This window comes from Parafrankia sp. Ea1.12 (genome assembly GCF_900465275.1).
Classification (GTDB): Bacteria; Actinomycetota; Actinomycetes; order Frankiales; family Frankiaceae; genus Parafrankia; species Parafrankia soli.
Genome location: NZ_UBIZ01000465.1, coordinates 1 through 21008, shown reverse-complemented (window position 1 = coordinate 21008; position 21008 = coordinate 1). Strand labels below are relative to the sequence as shown.

Here is a 21008-nt window from a genome sequence, read left to right as displayed (position 1 = left end):
GAGCCCGAGGACAGCGCCGTTGCTTGGCACACTAGGACATTGGGCAGCGATCTTCACGGAATCGGGACACTTGCCCTTGCTCCACAACAAAGCCCATGACGGCTCGTAATCGGTGCTAAGGGCTCGAACCGCCTGTCCCACCTCTTGTCCGTCCGTTGGCTGACCCGTCCCCGGGCTCTTTTCGGCGGGCTCCCTGTGGCGGGCTCCCTGCGGCGGGTGCCGCCCGCTCAGCTGTCGCCGTCGACCAGCGTCACCTCCGCGGCGATGTTGCCCCGGGTGGCCCGCGAGTACGGGCACTTGGCGTGCGCGAGGTCGAGCAGCTCACGGCCGGTCGCCGGGTCGACGCCCGGGATCTGCGCCTCGATGCGGGTGGACAGGTCGAGGCCCTCGTCGGTGCGGCTGATGCTGACCGACACGGTGACCGCCGAGTCGGTCACGTCGATCTTGCGTTCCCGGGCGACGGCCTTCAGCGCGCCGTGGAAGCAGGCGGCGTAGCCCGTGGCGAAGAGCTGCTCGGGGTTCGTGCCGGGCCCGTCGTCCCCGCCCAGTCCCTTCGGCATGGACAGCTGCAGGTCGATGCGGTTGTCGTTGGACACCACGCGGCCATCGCGGCCGCCCCAGGCGGTGGACGTGGCGGTGTAGAGCGGTGCGGCCATCGGTTCCTCTGTTCGTCGGCTGGTCTGGACGTGCGGTCTGGTCGTGCGGTCCGTTCGCGAGGTACCCCGAGATTTCGTGGGGTGACTGAGGGCGCAGGCACACCCGCCGGTCACAACCGGTGTCACGGCTCGAATATTCGCCGGCATGCTGTGACCCACACCGCCGGGTAGCTCCGCTCTCCGTGAGCACGGTGCCCAACGGGCGGCCCTTACTCTTGACAGATGCCCCCCGATGACCCGGCCGCGGAGTGTGTGCGGCCACGTCGGGGCCGTCCTCGCGACGCGACGATCGACGACCGTGTGCTGCGGGCCGCCGTCGACGAACTGGCTGGTCGCGGCGTCGGCGGGTTCAGCGTCAACAGCGTCGCCGCCCGCGCGGGCGTGGCGAAGCGGGGCATCTACGCCCGGTGGGCGACCAGGGACGATCTCGTCCTCGCCGCACTGGGCACGCTGGCCGCCGGCCTCGTGCCGCCGCGCACCGGATCCCTGCGCGAGGATCTCCTACGACTGGCACCTCTGGTGGACGCCGTCTTCACCGAGCCGCGGATGTCGATCCTCGCCCGATGCCTGGCCGAGCTGCCCCGGTACCCCGGGCTGTACGAGGCGTTCCGGCGGGAGTCGGTCGACCGCTGCGCGGCCGCCGTGCAGGACGCGTTCCACGACGCGCGGCGGCGCGGAGAGATCCGCTCCGACCTCGACACCGACCTGGCCGCCGCCGCGTTCCTCGGCGCCCTGCTGACCCGTCAGGCCTTCGGGCGCCAGGCGTTCGGGCGGCCGCGCGCCGGCTCGGGCGGCCCGGGCGACGAGCCGGGCGAGCAGCCGCCCGGTGCGGTCACGGCCTACCACCGCCGGCTTGTCGAGTTCTCCCTCGCCGCGGCGAGGGGCGCCGGGCAGGCCTTCGGCCCCGCGTAGCGCCCGGTCAGCGGGTGAAGCCGGCGGGCACGCGCCGGACGTGCTCCACGACGGCATCGACGAGCCCGTACTCCTTCGCCGCCGCCGCGGTGAACCAGCGGTCGCGGTCCGAGTCGGCGGCGATCTCCGCCACGGAGTGACCGCTGTGCTCGGCGATCAGCTCCTGCATCCGGCGGCGGGTGTGCAGCGCCTGCTCGGCCTGGATGGCGATGTCGGACGCCGTGCCACCGACGCCGCCGTGTGGCTGGTGCATCATGATCCGCGCGTTCGGCAGCGCGAACCGCTTGCCGGCGGTGCCCGCGGTGAGCAGGAACTGGCCTATCGAGGCCGCCAGCCCGAGCGCGTAGGTCGCGACGTCGTTCTCGATGAACTGCATCGTGTCGTAGATCGCCATTCCCGCGTCGACCGAGCCGCCCGGCGAGTTGATGTACAGCGAGATGTCCTGGCGCCTGCTGGCCCGGGTGAGCAGCAGGAGCTGCGCGCACACCCGGTTCGCGAGGGCGTCGTCGACGGCGGCGCCGACGAAGACGATCCGGTCGTCCAGCAGCCGTTGATAGATCTGCTCGTCCAGGGTCGAGCCCAGCGGCGCCGCGGACGGGGGGCCGGCCGCGCCCGCTGCCGGCCTGCCGAACGAGCCACTGACCGGCCCGCCGGGCGAGCTGTTGAGCGAGCCGCTGACCGGGCCGATGTCGGCGCCGATCAGCCCGCCGGAACCGGGAACGCCCAGAACCGGGTCGATCTTCACGGGTGTGGATGGGCAGAGAAGGCCCTTCCGATGACACACTGCTTTCATGGACAGTCTCTCCTCACTGTTCGTTCTGTACAGAACGTACATCGAGAACCCATGACGCGCCAGATCCCGGTCACCCAGGCGCGCGCGGAGCTGTCGGATCTCGTCAGCCGGGTCGCCTTCAGCGGGGAGCGCGTCAGCCTCACCCGGCACGGAAAGTCGGTCGCCGCGCTGGTGTCGGCCGCGGACCTGTCCCGCCTTGAGGCCCTCGACGAGGCCACCTCCGGCGAGACCGCGCCCCGTGGGCCGGCGGACCGCGGCGACGTCGACCGGGAGCAGGTACCCGGGCACGCGGCCGGCACCGGCGAGACCGGGACCAGCGGCACCGAGACGACCGATGACGATGTCGCCGACCACCCCGAGCGGGTGGGCCTGTCGCCGGTGCGCCTGGACCCGGTCGGCCCGATCCGCCGCGGCTTCGGGATCGCCGCCGAGCACCGTCCGGCCGAGCACCGTCCGGCCGAGCACCGTCCGGCCGAGCGACATTCCGCCGAACAGCGGGGCACCGAGCACCGGGTCGCCGCGGAGCACCGCCACCCGCCGGCGGGGTGATGCTCAGGGGCGGGCGCAGATGTCTCCTGGTGGCTTCGTCCCGACGAACCGGGCGTTGATCCAGCTGGTCAGATCGGCCATCGAGACCCCGAGGATCGTGCCGTGGTCGGCCAGCCCGTACCGGTGGTATTCGACCGGACCGCCGCTGGCGCACAGCCCGCTGACGACGCCGTCGGTGGTGGACCGGTGGATCACCGTGTCCAGGTCGCCCTGGAGCACGAGTTCGGGCGGCCCGGGGAGCCGTGTCTGCTGCCACTGGCGCGCGAACCCGGCCGCGAACGGCTCCGTGGTGAACGGATCCGCGGTGAACACGCTCGACGTGGACTCCCCCTGGCTGGCCTTCAGCAGGCCGACGGCGCACTGGTTGCGCGCCACGGCGGTCAGCCGCCGCCCGGTCTGGGTCAGGATGGCGTTCAGATCGATGGTGGGATCCGCGGCGGCGAGGCCGAGCGCGGCGAGCAGCACGTAGGCGACGCCGTCCGGCACGGTGCGGTCGAGCAGGCGCAGCGAGGTGGGCAGGTCCGCCAACGGTGCCGTCGCCGCCGCCCCGTGCACCCGCAGGTCGGGCGCGTACGACGCGGCCAGCCCACCGGCGGCGAGCGCTGCCTGACCGCCCTGGGAGTAGCCCCAGAGCACGACGTCACGCCCTGCTCGGGCGTCGGAGAGCGAGTGCGCGGCACGGGCGGCGTCGAGGAGCGCCCGTCCTTCGGTGTCGGCGACGTAGATCGGATGCTCGCCGGGCCCACCCAGGCCGATGTAGTCGGTGACGGCCAGCACGTTGCCGGCCCGGACGAGGGGCAGCACCCCGCCCACCGCCGACAGCGGCGGCTCGGCCCGTGACGGCGCGCACGAGTCGTTGATCCCGGTGGTGCCGTGGCCGAAGGAGATCAGTCGGCGGCCGCCGGCGGGAATGGCGGAGGTACCGGCCGGGGCGACGACGAGGCCCGTGACCAGGCGGTCCTCGTTGAGGGGCCCGCGCGAGTGATAGATCATCCGCCAGGCGCGCATGCCGTCCGGGGCGGGAACCTCGGCGGATGAGACGAGCTCACCAGGGGCGCCGGGTGGCAGATCGGTGAGTTCGGTGGACCCCCGCCTGCCGCCGGTCATGACGTCCTCCAGGCCGTACCCGGCGAGCTGGTAGCCGAGGCCGGGTGCCCGGGGAGTGGTGGCCGGCGGCGGAGCCGGCGTCGGGGTCGGCTCCGCCGCGCAGGTGGTGAGCAGCCCCGTCAGAATGACGGCCGTGAGGGCAAGTCCGCGCAGAGACAGCCGGGATCTTGCCACGTAATGAGGTTATGGGCCGTTTCGGCGGAGAAGAGGTCGTCTGTGCGTCCGCTGTGTTTCTTGTGAGCGCAGGCCCCTTATAGCGAGTTTCGAGTCGGTACGGGGCGCGGGCCACCGGGTGAGCTGACCTCCCCCGAGGCGGGATCGGTGCCGACTGCGTGGCGTGAGATCCTGGACGGGCGGGCGCCGGCCCCGTCGCCTGAGTTCCCTGGAGGCCCTCGACAGTGACCACGTTCGCGTCGAACACTCTGGCCCTGGGGCCGGACTTCATCAGTGCCGACAGTCTGGCGAAGGCCGGCCTGGTGGTCGTCCTTCTGATCGTCTTCGCCGAGTCGGGGTTGCTGGTCGGGTTCTTCCTGCCGGGTGACTCGCTGTTGTTCACCCTCGGTCTACTGATCTCCCAGGACGAGGTGTCCACGCCGCTGTGGCTCGCGTGTGCCCTGATCGGTGTGGCCGCGATCGCGGGTGACCAGGTGGGCTACCTGTTCGGGCGGAAGGCGGGTCCGGCGCTGTTCCGGCGTCCGGACTCGCGGCTGTTCAGGCAGGAGTATGTGGAGCAGGCGCACGAGTTCTTCGAGAAGCATGGTGGCCGCTCGATCGTGCTGGCGCGTTTCGTGCCGATCGTGCGTACCTTCACCCCGGTGATCGCCGGGGTGAGTCGGATGAACTACCGGACGTTCGTGGTCTACAACGTGATCGGCGGCCTGCTGTGGGGCTGCGGGGTCACCGTCCTCGGCTCGCTGCTCGGGAAGATCGATTTTATTCGCCAGAACCTCGAGGCGATGCTGATCCTCATCGTGTTGATCTCGGTGGTCCCGATCCTGATCGAGTACCTGCGCGCCCGCCGGACGAAGGCGAAGACAGGAGACGCCGCCGGGTCCCCCGACGCCACCAACGCCGCGGGTACCGGGCCCACCGCCGGCCATGGTCCGGCCTGGGTGGACGGCCCGGTCCGGGAGCACGACCGGGCCCCGGGCGCGGGGTTCGCGGGCGGCCACGAGAGCGCGGGCGGCTACCAGCCCGCTGGCGGGTATCAGGGCGGGTACCAGCCCGTGGACGTGTACCGCAACGCGGACGGGTGGCAGCCGGAGAGCCGCTACGACGACGGACGTTACGACCAGCCCCGTGCGGGCACGGCGGGTGCGGCCGGGCACGGCGGGCACGGCTACGACACCGAGGGATTCCAGGATGCTCGGCCGCGGGAGGGCGAGGCCCCGATCCAGGAGGAGCGTGGCCCGGCCGGGCGCCGCGGCGGTGGCGGGCGGCACTCCGCTCCTCGGCACCGCTGAGTTCCTCGGTACCGCTCGCTGAGCGGGAGCATCCGGGAACGACCGGGAACGCTGACCGGGAGTTTGGAAGTGTGAGGCGGAGATCCGCCGCGTGGCCCGCGGCGGGTGCGGCCACCGCGAAGCGGTCTGGCCGTGGCCCCGAGGATGTTCTGGGTTCCGGCGGGCGGCCCACTGATACGGGGGGATTCAGTGGGAGACACCCGCCGGAACCTGTCCACCGTATCCGCTCGATGGGTCCGATGTCGCCCCGGCGACACAACATAAGCCGAAAAGCTCCCGGATTGTCCCAATGCACACATTACGCCCGGTCTTGGGGCGGGATGTCCGACTCCTGGCCGAGGACCTCACAGCGCGTCGGTGCCCCGCTCGCCGGTCCGGATCCGGGCCAGGCCCTCCACCGGGAGCACCCAGATCTTTCCGGCCCCGCTGGACGTCGACGCCGCCGCTCGCCGGATCACGTTCACCACGTCGGGCGCGTCGGAGTCCGCCACCACCAGCTCCAGTCGGATGTTGCTGGTTGACTCGTCATGGAAGGCGTTGCCGCGGTAGGTCTGGGTGCGCCACATTTCCAGCCCGAATCCGGTTACCTGGCTGACGGTCATCCCGTGCACACCATAGGTTGTCAGGGCCGCCCGCACGTCGTCGACGCGGTGGGGCCGCACGATCGCGGTGACCAGCTTCATGACCCGTCTCCACACGTACCGGCGCGCTGATGTTTCATCGCGGGGAAGCGCAGAGCCGACGGATGTCGGCTCTGTCTCGCCAGTGTCATCCAACGTGTAGGAGAGGATCGACCGATGTCCCTGCTGGACCGCAACACCGCACCGGATCCGCTCGACCTGCTGCCCCCGCTGCCGTCGTTCTCGCTGAGCAGTGACGACCTGACCGACGGCAGCCCGCTTGGCCTGGACCAGGTGTTCAGCGGCGCCGGCGGCGCGGACCTGTCGCCGCACCTGTCCTGGACGGGTTTCCCCGCGCAGACCGAGAGCTTCGCCGTCACCTGCTTCGACCCGGATGCCCCGACCGGGAGCGGGTTCTGGCACTGGGTGCTCGTCGACGTGCCGGCCAGCGTGACGGAGCTGGCGCGGGGCGCCGGAAGTGGTGACCTCTCCGGGTTGCCGGCCGGGGCGTACCACGTCCGTAACGACTGGGGCACGGCGAACTACGGCGGCGCGGCGCCCCCCGAGGGAGACCGGCCGCACCGGTACGTCTTCGTCGTCCACGCCGTGGACGTCCCGAAGCTGGAGATCGACGCGACCGTGGCGCCCGCGGTCGTCGGGTTCAACCTGACCTTCCACACCTTGGCGCGGGCCGTGCTGCGGGCGACCTACCAGCGCTGACCCGCGGCCACCAGCCACGGATACACGGCCACCGGCCGCTGATGCGTGGTTGCCGGCGCTGATCCCGTGCTCCGGCCGGTCGGCACCGCGCCGCGTCCCGGCGCCGGGGGTGTGATCCGGTCGTGACCGGATCACGATCGTCGGGGCGGGGGCCATCCCGCCGAGATACGGTGGCTGGCGAAGGCAGTCGACGAAGGGGAGTCGGTATGCGCAAGTTCACTGTCGTCGCCCTCGTGGCGAGCGCCGGCGCACTCCTCACCGCCGCCCGTCGCCGCAGGAACAAGGACGAGATCGACCTGTGGCGCGAGGCGACGTCCGCGGCGGGGAACCGCTGACCGAAGCCAACCGGCCCGGCCGGCGAGTGGGCGTGCCCGGTCGCCGGCCGCGCCCACCTGCCAGCCGCGCCTAGCCGCCGGCTGGCAGGTCGTGCTTGCCTGTCCGTTTCACGGTGAAGCCGTTCCAGGTGTTGTTCCGTTTTCCGACCCGGTCATTGAAGCTGAAGGCGATCATCGTCGCGATGGGCAGGGTCAACCAGGCCAGAATGAGCCACGTGTAGACCCGCAGGGCCTTCTCGCCGCGGCCGGTCCGTCTCGCGGTGGGGTGCGTGCCCACGCTCACCGGGTGCTCATCTCCAGCACGTCACGGGTGCCGAGAACGCGCGCGTACAGGAAGATCCCGATCAGCAGCACCGCCATCAGGATGAAGGACAGCGCCGACGCCAGCGGATAGTCCGCGTTCGTGAGGTAGGTGGTCTGGATGATGTTCCCGATCATCGTGGTGTCGGTGCCGCCGAGGATGAACGAGTTCACGAAGTCCGACGTCGCCGGGACGAACGTCAGCAGGCAGCCGGCGAACACCCCGGGCAGCGAAAGCGGCAGGACGACTCTCCCGAGCGCCCGCGTTCGGGACGCGTAGAGGTCGGCCGCGGCCTCCAGCAGGCGCGGATCGACCCGCTCCAGGGCGACGTAGACGGGGAGCAGCATGAACGGGAAGAAGTTGTAGGTCAGGCCGGCCACCACCGCGAACGACGTAGCCAGGACGTGGAAGTTCTCCGGGAGGAGCCCGGCGTCCTTCAGGTTGCCGAGCACGATGCCGTCGTCGGTAAGCAGGAAGCGCCAGGAGACCGTCCGGATGACGAAGGAGACGAAGAACGGCAGGAGCACCAGGAACAGGTAGGTCGACTTCCGCTCGCCGGCGTGGAACGCGATCCAGTACGCCATCGGGTAGGCGAGCAGGATCGTGGCCAGGGTGGCGAGCCCGCCGTAGACGAACGAGCGCACGAACTGCACGTCGTAGGTGCTGATGGCGTCCCAGTAGACCGAGATGTTGAACGTCTGGCGGAACCCGTCGACGACATTGCCGGTCTGCACCGAGATGGACAGCATGACCAGCATCGGGATCACGAAGAAGGCGACCAGCCACAGGCCACCGGGCAGCACCAGCAGATACGGCGTCGACACCCGCCACCGCGAGCGCCGCGACACCTCCGTGCCAGTGCCGCGGGTGCCGCCTGGGTCGTCAGCACCGCCTGGGTGGTTAGTGCTGCCTGGGTCGTCAGCGCCGGCCCGGCCGTGCGCGCCGCGGGGGCTGCCCGCTAGGACTGGTAGACCGGCTGGAAGATCTTGTTCCACTCGGTCTCCTCCTCCGTCGTCAGCACCCGGAAGCGGTGCACACGGTCGAACTCCGCGCGGGTCGGGAACAGCAGCGTGGATTCGGCCAGCTCGGGGGAGACGTGGTCACGGGCGGCCGGCACCGGCGTTATGTAGTTGATGTACTCGGCCAGCATCCCGGCGACGTCGGGCCGGTACACGAAGTCCATGTAGGTGAGGGCGTCCACCGGGTGCGCGGCGGTCCTCGGGATGCACATGCTGTCGGTCCAGATCAGGCCGCCTTCCTCCGGCACCACGAACTTCAGCTTCGTCCCGGCCGCGAGTTGCTGGTAGACGTCCCCCGACCACGCCATCGAGATCCACAGGTCGCCGCCCGCGAGCGAGTCGATGTAGCTCTGGTCGTAGTACTTGCGGACGATTCCGGCGTCGCGCTGCTCGATCAGTTTGTCGGCCGCGCGCCGCCAGTCCTCCGGAGCGGAGTCGGCCGGGGCGACGCCGATGCCGAGGAGCGCCAGGTTCGGCAGCTCCTGGTTCTCACCGAACATCCCGACCTTGCCGGCGAAGGCAGGGTCCATGAGGTCGGCGAAACCGGTGATCTCCCGGCCGGTCTTCTCCGGGTCGTAGGCGATGCCGGTGATACCGGACTGCCAGGCCACGGTGAACTGGTTTCCCGGGTCGTACGCGGGATCCTTGACGCTCGGGTCGGCGTTGGCGGCGAAGGTGGGCAGCCTCTTGTGGTCGAGCGGGGCGAGGTAGCCGAGCTGGATGACCCGGCTGAGGGTGATGCCGTTGGTCAGGACCATCAGGTCGTACCCGACGGGCTGGTTCTCGGCGAGACCGGGCCGGATCTGGGCAAAGAAGGACTCGTTCTCCTGGACCACTTCGCGGTAGGTGACCTTGATGCCCGTCTCCTGGGTGAACAGGTCGAGCGAGGGATGCTCCGCGTCGGAGCTACCGACATCCATGTAGAGCGGCCAGTTCGCGAAGTCGAGCGTTCCCGCCTTCGCCTTGCCCGCCCAGTAGCCGGCGACGTCGGCGGCCTGCGCCGAATCACCGGCCTCGCCCTTGACCCCACAGGCGGCCAGGAGCGCGGCGCTACCGGCCGCCCCGGTGAGGCGCAGGAGGTCCCGTCGGTCGAAACGACGTCTGGTCAGGCCGCGCAGCAGCGCCGGGTCGGGAACCGCCCCGTGCGACGCCCCCGGTGCCGCGGGAATTCCCTGCCGGTCATTGCTGGTCACGATTCGAGTCCCTCCGTGTGGTTCTGGCCTTCCCGCAGGGAGCCGCTCGGTGCAAGGGCGCTCGGCGGGGTGCTCTTTGTGTGGGCGCTCGGTGCGAGGGCGAAGGAATGCGTCGGCAGCCACGACAGCCACACCTCGTCGCCCCGGTCTGCGATGTTCGTCGCGTCGGCGCTGTTCTGCCAGAAAACCGTGATCTTGGATCCACCGTGCGTCAACACCGTGTATGTCGTGTATGTGCCCAGATAGACGACCTCGGTGACCCGCCCGTGCAGCGCACAGCACGTTCCGTCGGGGCGTGTCAAACCCAGGGTGATTTTCTCCGGCCGGACGGTCATCTCCAACTCGGATCCGGTTGCTGGCCGGCCGAGCTCCGGCCGGAGCGGAACCACCAGGCGTTCTTCGGCGGCGGAGTCGAGAACCGCCACCGGAGTTCCGTCCACGCCGGCCGGATCGACGGACCGCACCGATCGGCGCAGCAGGTTCGACGTGCCGATGAATCCGGCTACGAACCGGGTGCCAGGCCTTTCGTAGATCTCCCGGGGGGCAGCGAGCTGCTTGACGCGGCCCCTGTTCATCACCGCTATCCGGTCCGACATCGTGAGTGCCTCGCTCTGGTCGTGTGTCACGTACACGAACGTGATGCCGACCTCGCGCTGTATTCGCTTGAGCTCGATCTGCATCGTCTGGCGCAGTTTCAGGTCGAGGGCTCCGAGCGGTTCGTCCAGCAGCAGGGCCCGCGGCCGGTTCACCAGCGCCCTGGCGAGCGCGACCCGTTGCTGCTGGCCGCCGGAGAGCGCCCGGGGCCGCCGGTCGGCGAGCCCGGACAGCTCGACGAGCTCGAGCATCTCGCCGACCCGCCTGCGCAGCTCCTGGCCGCGGACCCCGCGGCGCCGCAGCCCGAAGGCTACATTCGAGGCGACATCCAGGTGTGGGAAGAGCGCGTAGCTCTGGAAGACGAGGTTCACATCGCGCCGATTGGGCGGGACGGCGGTGACGTCGCGGCCGTGGAGCAGGATGCGCCCGCGGGTCGGTTCCTCGAATCCGGCGATCATCCTCAGGGTGGTGGTCTTGCCGCAGCCGGATGGGCCGAGCAGCGAGAAGAACTCGCCCTGCTCGATGCTGAGATCCACCCGCGAGACCGCGCCCACCAGGCCGGCGCGCGAGCTGTATTCCTTCGCGACACCGACGAGCTCGATGGCGGGTGTCGAGGGTGCGGCGGATACGGCGGGCGGGGACGCGGGCGCGGGCGCATCGTGGTCGTCGGCGGCCGGGATCACCACCGCGTTGGCCTCGCCACTGTTCACGACTTCTCCGTGAGCTCATCGGTGTGGACAGGCTCGACGGCATTGTCGGCGCCGGGTCAGCGTGACAGCCCGATTGACGTGCGACAAGGGATCCCCTTGTAAAGGCTGGATGACCCTGCGGAATCGGTATCCATCAGCGCTCTCCGTTGTTGATTCGCGTCGTGCTGAGCATGTTTGCCGGCGGACGCGCCGATCCGTGCCGCTATGCGGCGGCAATGTTGTGGCGCCGCGCGGCAGACCGGTTACCCGCCGGCGCGCGGCGAAGTGGCGCCGGCGGTGCGCGGAGGAGCACTCTGGATATATGGATGCCCACGCCGGGCCTCGTTCGGGCTCACCGTCGCTCTCGCCGGTCTCGTCGCCGCCATCGCCATCGCCATCGCCGTCGTCGCGGCGGTTGGCGGCGCCGAGCCCGCTGCCGGGACCGGAGTACACACCGTCCGCCGTGCCGCTCGACATCCTGCTGGGTTGCGCGCGGTCGCACGCCAGGCTGCTCGAAGCCGTCGCCCGCGTCGACGACACGACCGCCCGCCGCCCGTCCCTGCTGCCCGGCTGGACCGTCGGCCACCTCGTCACCCACCTGGCGAGGAACGCCGACAGCCACACCGGGATGTTCGGGGCGGCCGCCGAAGGACGGGTCGTGGCGCAGTACCCGGGCGGCCTGACGCAGCGCGACGGCGGAATCGAGGCGGGCGCCTACCAGCCGGCCGACCTGCTGCTCGCCGACCTCGCCGGCGCGGTGGCCCGGCTCGAACGAGCCTGGGACGGCACCCACGTCGATGTCTGGCGCGGGGGCCTGGGGCTGACCGCGGCGCGCGGCGCGACGAGTGTGGCGGACCTGGTGTTCCTGCGGTGGCGTGAGGCCGAGATCCACCTCGTCGACCTCGCGCTGACCGATCGCGGCGGCCCGGAGTGGGACGACCTCAGCCCCGCCTACGTCGAGGCGGAGTGGGCGTGGAGCACGCGGCTGCTGCCCGAACGGCTGCCCGCCGAGGTCACCGTCCTGCTGACCCCCGGGGACCGGCCGTCGCGCGCCGTGGGGCGGGGCCCGCAAGTCGTCCGGGTGGATGTCCCGACGCTGCCGGCGTTGCGCTGGCTGACCGGCCGGGACGCCGGCGATCCGGCCTGGCCGCCGCTGGGCCCCTGGACCTGATCCCATCCTCTGGTCCCACCCGGATCGCACCGGCCTGCCCGGCGCGGCGATATCAGCGTGATCCAGAATGTCCGGGTGTGGAGCAGACGGAACGGTTCGTGAGCGTTGCAGCCGGCTGCCCGGATCGCCGTGACCGTGTCGGTCCGACCGGGCCACGCCACCGCGGCGGTGCCTTGCGGCGCGGGCGGGTGCGCGGCCGGGCGGGTATCCGCGCGTGATCTCGATGGCGCTGTTCAACAACAAGGGCGGGGTGGGCAAGACGACGCTCGTCTACCACCTGGCACACATGTTCCAGCGGATGGGACACCGGGTGCTCGCCGTGGACCTCGATCCCCAGGCGAACCTGACCGCGCAGTTCCTGGACGAGGACGAGCTCGCCAGCCTCTGGAAAGAGGACGAGGGCCTCGGGTCGTCCGCGCCCCGGCCCGCCGTGCTCGACCCGCGCCGCAGCCGGATCAGGCCCGGCAACGGCACCCTGGCCACGGCCATCGAACCGATCATGGAAGGTGTCGGGGACGTCCGGCTGAGCGAGCCGGTGACCGTCGAGGACGGCCTGTGGCTACTGCCCGGGGACGTCAACCTCGCCAGCTTCGAGGACCGGCTCTCGGCGGCGTGGCCCAACAGCTTCCTGGGCCGGGACGTCGCCGCGCTGCGCACCACCACCGCGCTGCACCGCGCCATCGACCACGGAGCCAGGGAGACCGGCGCGGACATCGTGATCATCGATGTGGGGCCGAACCTCGGCGCCATCAACCGCGCGGCGCTGCTCTCGGCCGACACGATCCTCATGCCCCTGGCGGCCGACCTCTTCTCCCTGCGCGGCCTGCGCAACATCGGACCGACCCTGCGTGACTGGCGGGTGACCTGGCAGGGCACGATCCTGCCGAGGATCCCCGAGCGGATCCCGGCACCGCGCGGCCTGATGATGCCGATCGGCTACATCCTGGTCGAGCCGCCGGCCCGCGCGGACCGGCCGTCGAAGGGTCACGGGCGGTGGCTCGACCGCATCCCGGGCGTGTTCACCACTTCTGTCCTCGGCTCCGCCGCCGCCCCGGCGGACGGCGACCGCTCCTTCGAGATCGCGACCATGAAGAACTACGCGGCGCTGATGCCCCTCGCCCAGGACGCCCGCAAGCCGATGTTCGAGCTCCGGGCCGGGGACGGCGCCGTCGGGGGAACGCAGAGCGCCGTGCGGCGCTGCTTCTCCGACTTCCGGGAGCTGGCGACAAAGGTCCGGGACAGGCTCGTCTTCATCGACCCGACGCTGCGCCGAGGCTGAGCCCGCCTCGAGCCGGCCTCGAACCTGCCCCGATCCTGCCCTGGGCTCACCTCGATCCTGCCCCAGGCCTGCCTCGAGTCCGCCCCGAGCGCCGTCCTCCCGCCGCCGTCGGGCTCGTCGTGCCCGGCACCGCCGTCGGGACGCCCACGGAACCAACGTCGTGGCCGACACTCGCTCGCGCGGCAGGCTCCGGAGGTCCCGTCACGGTGACAGTTCGCGAAGCTTGCTTGGCGTAAAACGTTGACGATGACCGCCCGGATCGTGGCGATGATCAGGTGACTGATGCCCGCCAGGGTGATGGTTACCGATCTTTGCTCATCGTCAAAATTAACCGATGACCGTGGGTGCGTGCCGCATCCTTCTGTATCGATTTCCCTGGCGGGAGAAGGTCATTTTATTTTGCTGATCGTCAAACGTTTCCAGAAACCGTCGGTGGTTGCCGGTCGATCTATCGACGAACCCCGTGGATGGTCATGGCAGTTCATTTTGCGAGTTGTCAAATGATGTCGATACCCATGGCTGGTGTTCGAGGTGCTCGCGAACTAATTCCACGCCTGGGTTCTGTCTAATTATTTTGCTTTTCGTCAAACGTTGACGGTCTCCAGGTAGGGTGTCCGAAGGATCGGCTAGCGCAAGCCCCGCAAGGGTTCTGTCGGCGAAACTCAATGATTTTGCTTGCCGTCAACCGGAATCTATGACCTCAGGTGCAGTGCGCTGGAGGATTCGGACGCTGCCCGTGCGGGGAGTGAGTGTACGACGTTTGCTTAGCGACAAAATACGTCGGACTCCGGCGAGGGTTCCGGTGATCGGTACGCCCTGTTCCCCTCGGGGGCGTGTGTCGTCGACGTCAACGGATTTTGCTTGGTGTCAACCGACATCCATGACCCGCGACGAGTTGCGTCAGCTATTTACCGCCGTGATCGCGCGGGGCGCGAGTGTACGACGTTTGCTTCGCATCAAAAGCTGTCGCACTCCAACGGCGAGCTCGGCTCGAGGCCCGGCGGTACTGCTCCCGAGGCCCTCCCAGGTGGAGAGTCATGCGCGCCACCCGCTGGCGCCGCCTGCCCGTTCGTCGACCGGCTGCCGCCGGCGTCAGCCGGACGGCGCTCGCTGCCGTTCGCCGTTCGCCGTTCGCCGGACGCCGCCGCCCGCCGGCCAGCAGCTGGCCATGGGCTACGGATGGGCGACGGACCGGAGGGGCGATCGACCTCAGCCGGACCGGGTAGGACCGAGTAGGCCCCACTCGCGGGTTGTCCACAGCCTTGGTCCGAGAAAACCCTGACATTGCCCGTATGGGGGCATCGTGCGGCGACCGGAGGCCTTGATGCCGCGTCCCCGACGGCCTTGGACAAGGCGGCGGATTCCGAAGCCGGCCAGGTGTCCTGCAGCAGCCTGCTCGTCCTTGCGACTGGCGATCGGTCACGGTGGGTCGCGGTAGTACTGCGACGGGGAATGCGTCAACGGATTCCGCAGGCGGTGCACGTTGCCCGGGAAATCCATCGGCAGCGGCGGGAAACCTTCCACAGCTATCCACAGCGCGCGCTTCTCGCCGCTGTCGGGTCGCGCCAACGATGCCCTCAGGCGGGCATCGTTGCCGGCAGAACAGCCCTAACCGGACGCAGCCCCAACCAGAGGAACAACGCTCCAACTGGGCAAGTCGACGAGACCCGCCATATGTGTTCACAACGCTTGTTGTGGAGAGCATGACGCATTGCCGCATGTTTGTCACGAGCTACGGCCGATTCGAGGCACTCTGGTGCGACACACACCGTGGGTGGGCAGCGTCGCGGCGGGAAACCTCGACTGCCCACAACGAAGACCCATGTGAACGGCCCGTGACCATGAACGTGGTGTGACTACTGCAGAACGACGCCGCCCACGCGTCCGCGGGGCAGGGTGACGGCAGCCGGCGACCCGCCGGTGGACAACAGCGAGCGCCCCGTGGCGGCGTGGCGCCGGCGGTGGCCGCTGGACGGTCAGGCATCAGCGGCCAAGGGCCGGCCGGACCATCCCCGAGCTGGTAGTCATGCCGTACTCTTGAGGGGCATCGGTCACTCGGGGCGGCGACGCCTGGGCGGCCGACCTCACGGGGGCGTAGCTCAACTGGCAGAGCACTGCCTTTGCAAGGCAGGGGTTAGGGGTTCAAGTCCCCTCGTCTCCACGAGCTGGATTCGGTTGCTCGCTGACCTTCGGTCAGCTTCGCCACCAGCCGCGATGTCTGCCCGGGGGCGACCCCCGGACCCCCGGGTGTCGGGCTGCGCCCGACCTGGCGGGGTAGGCGTTGATGGTTATGTAGCCAACTGTGTAGCCAAGCCGGGTCAGTGTCGGTCTCCGTCCGGCTTGTCCATGGCCATACCGCTCAGGAAGTCGTCTATGGCGCCGTCGGCGGCGTGCAGGCGCTAGGGGAGAGCGTGGCCGTAGCGCTGTCTCGGTTGGACTGTCACCGGCGTGATAGCCCAGCAGGGAATGTGATGCGGAGGTCCATTCCGCCGTCCTGCCGGGGGAGCGCGGTGATCTGCGCGTGATGGCTGTCGGAGATGGCCTTGACGATCGTGAGGCCGAGGCCGAACCCGCGGCGGCCCGTGTCACGTGTTCGGTCGGACCGGCCGCGCCGGAAGGGTTCGAAGAGTCCGTTCACCTCACGGGGGAGCATTAGCAAGCCGCTGTTCGCGATGGCCAGGTACGTCTGGCCGGTGTCGATACCGGTGGTGATCTTGATCCAGCCACCCGGCACGTTGTGGTTGACCGCGTTCTCGACCAGGTTGCGGACGAGTTGGTGGAGCAGGATGGGGTCGCCGAGCACTGGAGCGGTAACCAGGTCGGCGGTGATCCGGGCGCTGGTCGGGGTGTCCGTGCTGGTCTGGGCGAGAACGTCGGCCGCGACGTCGGCGAGATCGACGGGGACCGGTTCGGTGAGTTCGTTACCTCCGTCGGCGAGGGTCAGGAGCCGGTCGACGAGGTCGGTGTTCCTGGTGTTGATGGCCAGCAGGCGGTCGGCGAAGTGCACAGTGTCGGGGTGAGCGGCCGGTTTGGTCGCTTCGAGCTCGATCACGGCGCGCTCCAGGGCGAGCGGGGTGCGAAGTTCGTGGGAGGCGCTCGCGACGAAGCGGCGCTGGCTATCGAAGGCGCGGTCGAGGGTTTCGAGCATGGCGTCGAAGGCATCGGCTAGCCGTTGGGTGTCGTCGCTGTGTCCGGTCAGCGCGATCCGCCGGCTGAGGTCGCGGTGTGGGCCGGTGGACCGTGCGATCTGCTCGGCGGTGGCGGTGATGGCGTGGAGCGGTCGCAGGCCCCGGCCGGCGATGATCCAGCCGGTGCCCGCGGTGGCGAGGCCTATGGCAAGGACGATGCCGCTGCCCCGAACGAGCAGTGTGTCGAGGGCGGCGTTCCTGATCTTTTCCTCGTTGCCCCTGATCTGCTCGGTGAGGTCGTCGAGGCTGATCCGGCTCCCGTTGGGTGTGGTGATCGTCGCTTCGCCTGTCTGACCGGCCCGCTGTTGAAGAGCGGCGATGCGGGACTCGGCGTCTCCGGTGAGCTCTGCGTCGAGGCGGGCTTGGACGACCAGGTAGAGCAGCGTGAGGATGACCGCTCCGGCGAGAATCGACAGCGCGCCGTAGAGGACGGTGAGACGGGCGCGCAGGCTCAGGCGGCTCATCGGATGCGGTATCCGGCCGCCGGCAGCGTTTCGATCAGTTGAGGTGTGCCGAGCTTGCGGCGCAGTTTCATCACCGTCATGCGGACAGTGTTGGTGAAGGGATCGATGTTCTCGTCCCAGACCTTCTCCAGTAGCTGCTCGGCGGACAGGATGCCGCCGCTGGCGCGGAGCAGTTCGACCAGGACCGCGTACTCCTTGTTCGTCAGAGTGACGGAGCGGCCGTCTCGGGTGACGGTCCGGCTGGCTTGATCCACTCGCAGGCCGGCGCGTTTGAGAACTGGAGCGGCGGCCGGCGCGGTGCGGCGGGCGAGAGCGTGCACTCTGGCGGACAGCTCTGCCAGCGCGAACGGCTTCACGAGGTAGTCGTCGGCGCCGATCGCGAGCCCCTCGACCCGGGCGCGGATCGCCGAGGCGGCCGTGAGCATCAGCACCCGCGTCGATCGCTGGGCCGCCACGATCGCGCGGCAGACATCATCGCCATGCACGACGGGCAGATCCCGGTCCAGGACGACGACGTCGTAGTCGTGAGCGGCGTATTTCTCCAGCGCCTCGCCCCCGTCGTAGGCCACGTCGACCGCGAACGACTCGCGTGTCAACGCCTCGCAGAGCGCACCGGCGAGCTCTGGTTCGTCCTCCACGACCATCACCCGAACCATCCGCTCTCCACCCCTCTCCTCGCATGCATCGGCGATGCGGTGCCCGTCCAGAGTGGCGCCGCCGGCATAACCGGCGGATAACCAGCGGCCGCCGACGTTACGGCCCGGTTATCCGCGACGCAGTCCACTGGATGCCGTACTCGCTAGCCCAGTTCACGACGGAGGGCACGGATGATCAGGACCGCACGTCCGTTGGCAGTGGTGGCCGCCGGCCTGAGTCTGGTGGTCATGGCGTTGGCCGGTTGCGGCTCCGGCGGCGGCACGGCCCCGGGCGGGACGGCGTCCGGTGGCGGTAGCACGGGGACACCGACGGTACAGACGTACGCGCAGTGCATGCGCGACCACGAAATCGACATGGCTGACCCGGACCCGTCCACGGGAGTTCCGCAGTTCGGGGAGGGTGTTGATCCGGACGATCCGGCCGTGAAGCAGGCCCTGGCCGCCTGCCAGGATCTGCTGCCCGTCGGCAGTCGGGGAGAACCGAGCGACGCGGATCTCGACGTCTATGTGGCCTTCGCGCAGTGCATGCGCGACAACGGCCTGCCGAGCTTCCCCGACCCCCAGCCCGGCTCGGCCGGCGGCCTTTTCGCCGGCGCGGACGTCGACCGCAACGATCCGGCGTTCCAACAGGCGGCCCAGCAGTGCCAGACCATCCTGGACAAGGCGGGCGCGTGACCATGGCCGGAACCGGAACGGACGAGACCAGGACCGATGGGACTTTCGCGACCGCCCCACCGACGGCAGCCGAGCATGAGGCAGGCGACCGGCGTGTGCCGAGCGGGGCCTGGGCACGGGCGACGGTCGCCCTGCTGGCGAGCCCGCTACGGCGCCTTCCACGCCGGTACCTGTTCGTCCTCGCGGGGGCGGGAGTCGCCGTCCTGATCGTCGCCGCCGCGGTGGGATTCGGTGGCGGCTCGTCATCGCCGCCGACCGGTCTGGTTCCCGCGGCGACCGTGACGGTCCAACGCGGCACCCTCACCCAGACCCAGCAGGTCGGCGGCCTGATCTCCTACGGCGAGCCGGTAGGGCTCGTCGCCCAGCAGCAGTCCGGAGTCGTCACCTGGATCGCCGCGCCGGGCACGACGGTGAAGATCGGCCAACCCGTGTACGCGGTCGACGGCAGGCCGGTCATCCTCCTGCACGGCACCGCGACGCCGTACCGGACACTCGCCACAGGCACAGTGGGTCCCGACGTGAAGGAGCTGGAGGCCAGCCTCCAGGAGCTGGGCTACACGGGTTTCACCGTCGATGACACCCTCGACGCCGCCACCGCCCCGGCCGTGCAGGCGTGGCAGGCCAAGAGCGGGCTACCCGTCACAGGCACCGTCCCACCCGACCAGATCTTCGTCCACGACGGCGACATCCGGGTCGCCCTCCAGGCCATCCCGGTCGGCAGCCATCTGGGCCTGCAACCCAACCAGCAGGTCCTCACCTACAGCGGCACCACGCAGGTGGCATCGATCCCGCTGGACGTGTCGCTGCAACATCTCGTCCACACCGGCGACCCGGCGACCATCACCATTCCGACCGGTCAACGTCTCGACGGCACGGTCAGCAGCGTCGGCACTGTCGCGCAGACCATCGAGGAGCAGAACAAGACCTTCGTCACCGTGATCGTGTCGTTCGACGATCCGTCCGCGCTCGCCGGCGGCTTCGACTCATCGCCGGTGACACTGAGGATCGTCACGGAGCAGCGGACGAACGTGTTGATGGTGCCGATCACCGCGCTCCTAGCGAACCCGGACGGTGGGTACGCGGTACAGACCGTCCAGGACAGGCGGCCGGTGCTTCTGCCGGTCAAGGCCGGATTGTTCGCTGACGGCAAGGTCGAGATCAGTGGGGCGGGCATCACCGAGGGCGTCGCCGTGCGAGTCGCCCAGTGAGCGCCGTGGTTCCCATCGTCGTCCTCGACCAGGTGTCCAGGCGTTTTGGCCCGGTCAGCGCGCTGGCCGAAGTCAGCCTGCGGATCAACTATGGCGAGCTCGTCGGGATCGTCGGGCCGTCCGGATCGGGCAAGTCGACGATGCTCCACCTGCTCGGCACCCTCGACAGGCCGACGACGGGCACCCTTACCGTCGATGGCCAGCCGGTCCATACGCTGAGTGACGACCAGCTCTCGGCACTACGCGCGCAACGCATCGGGTTCGTCTTCCAGCAGTTCCATCTCGCCCCTGGCGTACCGGCATTGGACAACGTGGCCGACGGGTTGCTGTACACCGGCGTGCGCCGTGCGGAACGGCTCGAACGCGCGCGCCGCCCTTGACCGGGTCGGTCTCGGTCAACGAGTCCACCACCGGCCGCACCAGATGTCCGGCGGCGAACGCCAACGCGTCGCGATCGCCCGCGCCGTGATCGGCGAGCCAATGCTTCTGCTCGCCGACGAACCCACCGGCAACCTCGACTCATCGTCCGGGGGCGAGGTGATGGTCCTGCTACGACAGCTCCACTCCGCCGGAACCACTGTCGTGATCATCACGCATGACCGCGACATCGCCGCAGCCCTGCCGCGACGCATCGAGATGCGGGACGGCCGCAAGGTCGGCGACAGCGGAGACGTCCGGACACCTCAGGGAGCCCGCGTATGATCACCGCCCGATCAACGACCGATGCCTCTGCAACGAGTGACGCAGCTGCCCGGGACGGCAACTCGCCGACGAGCAGGCCCGGACCTGCGGCGTGCGTCGGACCGGTGCCGGATGTAAACAGGGTGCTTCGCCCGGTCCGGCTCGCGGCGCGGGATCTGATCCGAGTCGGCGCCGGCGGTCTGCGCTCGCGACCGACGCGTGTCGCGCTGTCCGCTCTGGGTATCGCGATCGGCATCGCGGCCATGATCTCGGTTGTCGGCATCTCCTCCTCCAGCCGGGAGGACTTCCACCGCCAGATCGCCGCACTCGGCACCAACCTGCTCACCGTCAGGCCCGGCCAGAACCTCTTCGGCGACCAGGCACACCTGCCGACCGAGGCCGTCGCAATGATCGGCGCGATCGGCGATGTCAAGTCGGTCAGCGCCACCGGCCTGGTGCCGGAAGCCAGGATCTACCGCAACGATCACATCCCGGCCGCGGAATCCGGCAGCATCGCCGTGCTGGCAACCAGACTGGACCTTCCCGACACCGTCGGAGCCAACATCGTCGCCGGTACCTACCTCAACGAGGCGACCCAGCACTATCCCGCCGTGGTCCTTGGATCGACAGCGGCGGCTCACCTGGGCATCGACTCGACCGGACCGGACCAGCAGATCTACCTCGGTGGCCGGTGGTTCACCGTCGTCGGCATCCTCGCCCACGTCGCCCTCGCAC

General features: G+C 69.7%; 20 protein-coding genes, 1 tRNA gene and 2 pseudogenes. 13 read left to right on the top strand and 10 right to left on the bottom strand.

Going from position 1 to position 21008, the window contains the following annotated elements; translation table 11 throughout:
- Positions 1-227: 227 nt before the first annotated feature.
- Positions 228-656, bottom strand: coding sequence for an organic hydroperoxide resistance protein (locus FMEAI12_RS27900; RefSeq protein ID WP_012157459.1), 429 nt, complete (start codon positions 654-656; stop codon positions 228-230).
- A 222-nt stretch (positions 657-878) separates the two neighbouring features.
- Between FMEAI12_RS27900 and FMEAI12_RS27895 the strand changes: the two genes are divergently transcribed.
- Positions 879-1568 (top strand): TetR/AcrR family transcriptional regulator, encoded by a 690-nt coding sequence (locus FMEAI12_RS27895; RefSeq protein WP_112108413.1) that lies wholly within the window; start codon positions 879-881, stop codon positions 1566-1568.
- Between the two features lie 7 nt (positions 1569-1575).
- On the opposite strand, the gene FMEAI12_RS27890 is transcribed toward FMEAI12_RS27895, so the two are convergent.
- Entirely contained in the window at positions 1576-2151 is a 576-nt protein-coding gene (locus tag FMEAI12_RS27890) for an ATP-dependent Clp protease proteolytic subunit (protein WP_071065067.1), read from the bottom strand.
- Positions 2152-2412: 261 nt separating this feature from the next.
- Between FMEAI12_RS27890 and FMEAI12_RS40250 the strand changes: the two are divergent.
- A pseudogene (locus FMEAI12_RS40250) lies at positions 2413-2577 on the top strand (type II toxin-antitoxin system Phd/YefM family antitoxin); the annotation flags it as partial.
- 336 nt (positions 2578-2913) lie between these two features.
- Here FMEAI12_RS40250 and FMEAI12_RS27880 read toward each other — a convergent pair.
- Positions 2914-4191 carry a lipase family protein gene (locus FMEAI12_RS27880; protein ID WP_165938628.1) on the bottom strand — a complete coding sequence of 426 codons (1278 nt, stop codon included), beginning with the start codon at positions 4189-4191 and terminating at the stop codon, positions 2914-2916.
- A 224-nt stretch (positions 4192-4415) separates the two neighbouring features.
- Here FMEAI12_RS27880 and FMEAI12_RS27875 point away from each other — a divergent pair, with 224 nt between their 5' ends.
- Complete coding sequence (locus tag FMEAI12_RS27875; protein WP_112108411.1) at positions 4416-5480, top strand: DedA family protein; 1065 nt, start codon at positions 4416-4418, stop codon at positions 5478-5480.
- A gap of 344 nt (positions 5481-5824) precedes the next feature.
- Here the strand turns inward: FMEAI12_RS27875 and FMEAI12_RS27870 are convergent, their stop codons facing one another.
- Positions 5825-6163, bottom strand: coding sequence for a P-II family nitrogen regulator (locus tag FMEAI12_RS27870; RefSeq protein ID WP_071065031.1), 339 nt, complete (start codon positions 6161-6163; stop codon positions 5825-5827).
- Between the two features lie 114 nt (positions 6164-6277).
- On the opposite strand from FMEAI12_RS27870, the gene FMEAI12_RS27865 reads away from it, so the two are divergent.
- Positions 6278-6820 (top strand): YbhB/YbcL family Raf kinase inhibitor-like protein, encoded by a 543-nt coding sequence (locus FMEAI12_RS27865; RefSeq protein WP_012157465.1) that lies wholly within the window; start codon positions 6278-6280, stop codon positions 6818-6820.
- A gap of 206 nt (positions 6821-7026) precedes the next feature.
- Positions 7027-7155, top strand: a complete 129-nt coding sequence (locus FMEAI12_RS27860; protein ID WP_018504118.1) for a DLW-39 family protein — start codon at positions 7027-7029, stop codon at positions 7153-7155.
- Positions 7156-7225: 70 nt separating this feature from the next.
- On the opposite strand, the gene FMEAI12_RS27855 is transcribed toward FMEAI12_RS27860, so the two are convergent.
- The 4 genes from FMEAI12_RS27855 to FMEAI12_RS27840 all read right to left on the bottom strand — a co-directional run bounded on the left by FMEAI12_RS27855 (position 7226) and on the right by FMEAI12_RS27840 (position 10864).
- Complete coding sequence (locus tag FMEAI12_RS27855; RefSeq protein WP_235014659.1) at positions 7226-7438, bottom strand: hypothetical protein; 213 nt, start codon at positions 7436-7438, stop codon at positions 7226-7228.
- Positions 7435-8280, bottom strand: coding sequence for an ABC transporter permease (locus FMEAI12_RS27850; RefSeq protein ID WP_235014657.1), 846 nt, complete (start codon positions 8278-8280; stop codon positions 7435-7437). Before FMEAI12_RS27850 ends, FMEAI12_RS27855 begins: the two co-directional genes overlap by 4 nt.
- A 134-nt stretch (positions 8281-8414) precedes the next feature.
- Positions 8415-9668: a spermidine/putrescine ABC transporter substrate-binding protein gene (locus tag FMEAI12_RS27845; protein ID WP_112108409.1), complete on the bottom strand. Its 1254-nt coding sequence runs from the start codon at positions 9666-9668 to the stop codon at positions 8415-8417.
- Positions 9665-10864, bottom strand: coding sequence for an ABC transporter ATP-binding protein (locus tag FMEAI12_RS27840; protein WP_112108417.1), 1200 nt, complete (start codon positions 10862-10864; stop codon positions 9665-9667). Before FMEAI12_RS27840 ends, FMEAI12_RS27845 begins: the two co-directional genes overlap by 4 nt.
- Positions 10865-11414: 550 nt before the next feature.
- On the opposite strand from FMEAI12_RS27840, the gene FMEAI12_RS27835 reads away from it, so the two are divergent.
- The 4 genes from FMEAI12_RS27835 to FMEAI12_RS27825 all read left to right on the top strand — a co-directional run bounded on the left by FMEAI12_RS27835 (position 11415) and on the right by FMEAI12_RS27825 (position 15562).
- Positions 11415-12122: a maleylpyruvate isomerase family mycothiol-dependent enzyme gene (locus FMEAI12_RS27835; protein WP_071065068.1), complete on the top strand. Its 708-nt coding sequence runs from the start codon at positions 11415-11417 to the stop codon at positions 12120-12122.
- A 214-nt stretch (positions 12123-12336) separates the two neighbouring features.
- The gene (locus FMEAI12_RS27830; protein WP_112108408.1) at positions 12337-13401 is read left to right on the top strand and encodes a ParA family protein; all 1065 of its coding nucleotides are present in this window, start codon (positions 12337-12339) and stop codon (positions 13399-13401) included.
- A gap of 282 nt (positions 13402-13683) precedes the next feature.
- Positions 13684-13905 (top strand): hypothetical protein, encoded by a 222-nt coding sequence (locus FMEAI12_RS36340; RefSeq protein ID WP_131802373.1) that lies wholly within the window; start codon positions 13684-13686, stop codon positions 13903-13905.
- Between the two features lie 1584 nt (positions 13906-15489).
- Positions 15490-15562, top strand: a tRNA-Ala gene (locus FMEAI12_RS27825).
- A gap of 279 nt (positions 15563-15841) precedes the next feature.
- Here the strand turns inward: FMEAI12_RS27825 and FMEAI12_RS27820 are convergent.
- Complete coding sequence (locus tag FMEAI12_RS27820) at positions 15842-17053, bottom strand: cell wall metabolism sensor histidine kinase WalK (RefSeq protein ID WP_112108407.1); 1212 nt, start codon at positions 17051-17053, stop codon at positions 15842-15844.
- Positions 17050-17709, bottom strand: coding sequence for a response regulator transcription factor (locus FMEAI12_RS27815; protein ID WP_112108406.1), 660 nt, complete (start codon positions 17707-17709; stop codon positions 17050-17052). The genes FMEAI12_RS27820 and FMEAI12_RS27815 overlap by 4 nt, the downstream gene beginning before the upstream one ends.
- Positions 17710-17880: 171 nt before the next feature.
- Here FMEAI12_RS27815 and FMEAI12_RS27810 point away from each other — a divergent pair, with 171 nt between their 5' ends.
- From FMEAI12_RS27810 to FMEAI12_RS27795, 4 genes and pseudogenes are all read left to right on the top strand, one after another.
- Positions 17881-18384 (top strand): hypothetical protein, encoded by a 504-nt coding sequence (locus tag FMEAI12_RS27810; protein ID WP_071059620.1) that lies wholly within the window; start codon positions 17881-17883, stop codon positions 18382-18384.
- Between the two features lie 2 nt (positions 18385-18386).
- On the top strand, positions 18387-19592 hold the full coding sequence (locus FMEAI12_RS27805; protein ID WP_235014664.1) for a peptidoglycan-binding protein: 1206 nt from the start codon (positions 18387-18389) through the stop codon (positions 19590-19592).
- A gap of 5 nt (positions 19593-19597) precedes the next feature.
- Positions 19598-20294 (top strand): annotated as a pseudogene (locus tag FMEAI12_RS40245) (ABC transporter ATP-binding protein).
- A gap of 104 nt (positions 20295-20398) precedes the next feature.
- Positions 20399-21008: ABC transporter permease (locus tag FMEAI12_RS27795; protein ID WP_368672116.1), on the top strand; the 610-nt coding region annotated here is incomplete at its 3' end.

Coding starts and splice junctions, on each gene's coding strand:
- FMEAI12_RS27860 (WP_018504118.1), top strand. CDS start 7,027: ATGCGCAAGTTCACTGTCGTCGCCCTCGTGGCGAGCGCCGGCGCACTC.
- FMEAI12_RS36340 (WP_131802373.1), top strand. CDS start 13,684: ATGCCCGCCAGGGTGATGGTTACCGATCTTTGCTCATCGTCAAAATTA.
- FMEAI12_RS27900 (WP_012157459.1), bottom strand. CDS start 656: ATGGCCGCACCGCTCTACACCGCCACGTCCACCGCCTGGGGCGGCCGC.
- FMEAI12_RS27895 (WP_112108413.1), top strand. CDS start 879: ATGCCCCCCGATGACCCGGCCGCGGAGTGTGTGCGGCCACGTCGGGGC.
- FMEAI12_RS27805 (WP_235014664.1), top strand. CDS start 18,387: ATGGCCGGAACCGGAACGGACGAGACCAGGACCGATGGGACTTTCGCG.
- FMEAI12_RS27820 (WP_112108407.1), bottom strand. CDS start 17,053: ATGAGCCGCCTGAGCCTGCGCGCCCGTCTCACCGTCCTCTACGGCGCG.
- FMEAI12_RS27815 (WP_112108406.1), bottom strand. CDS start 17,709: ATGGTTCGGGTGATGGTCGTGGAGGACGAACCAGAGCTCGCCGGTGCG.
- FMEAI12_RS27810 (WP_071059620.1), top strand. CDS start 17,881: ATGATCAGGACCGCACGTCCGTTGGCAGTGGTGGCCGCCGGCCTGAGT.
- FMEAI12_RS27870 (WP_071065031.1), bottom strand. CDS start 6,163: ATGAAGCTGGTCACCGCGATCGTGCGGCCCCACCGCGTCGACGACGTG.
- FMEAI12_RS27865 (WP_012157465.1), top strand. CDS start 6,278: ATGTCCCTGCTGGACCGCAACACCGCACCGGATCCGCTCGACCTGCTG.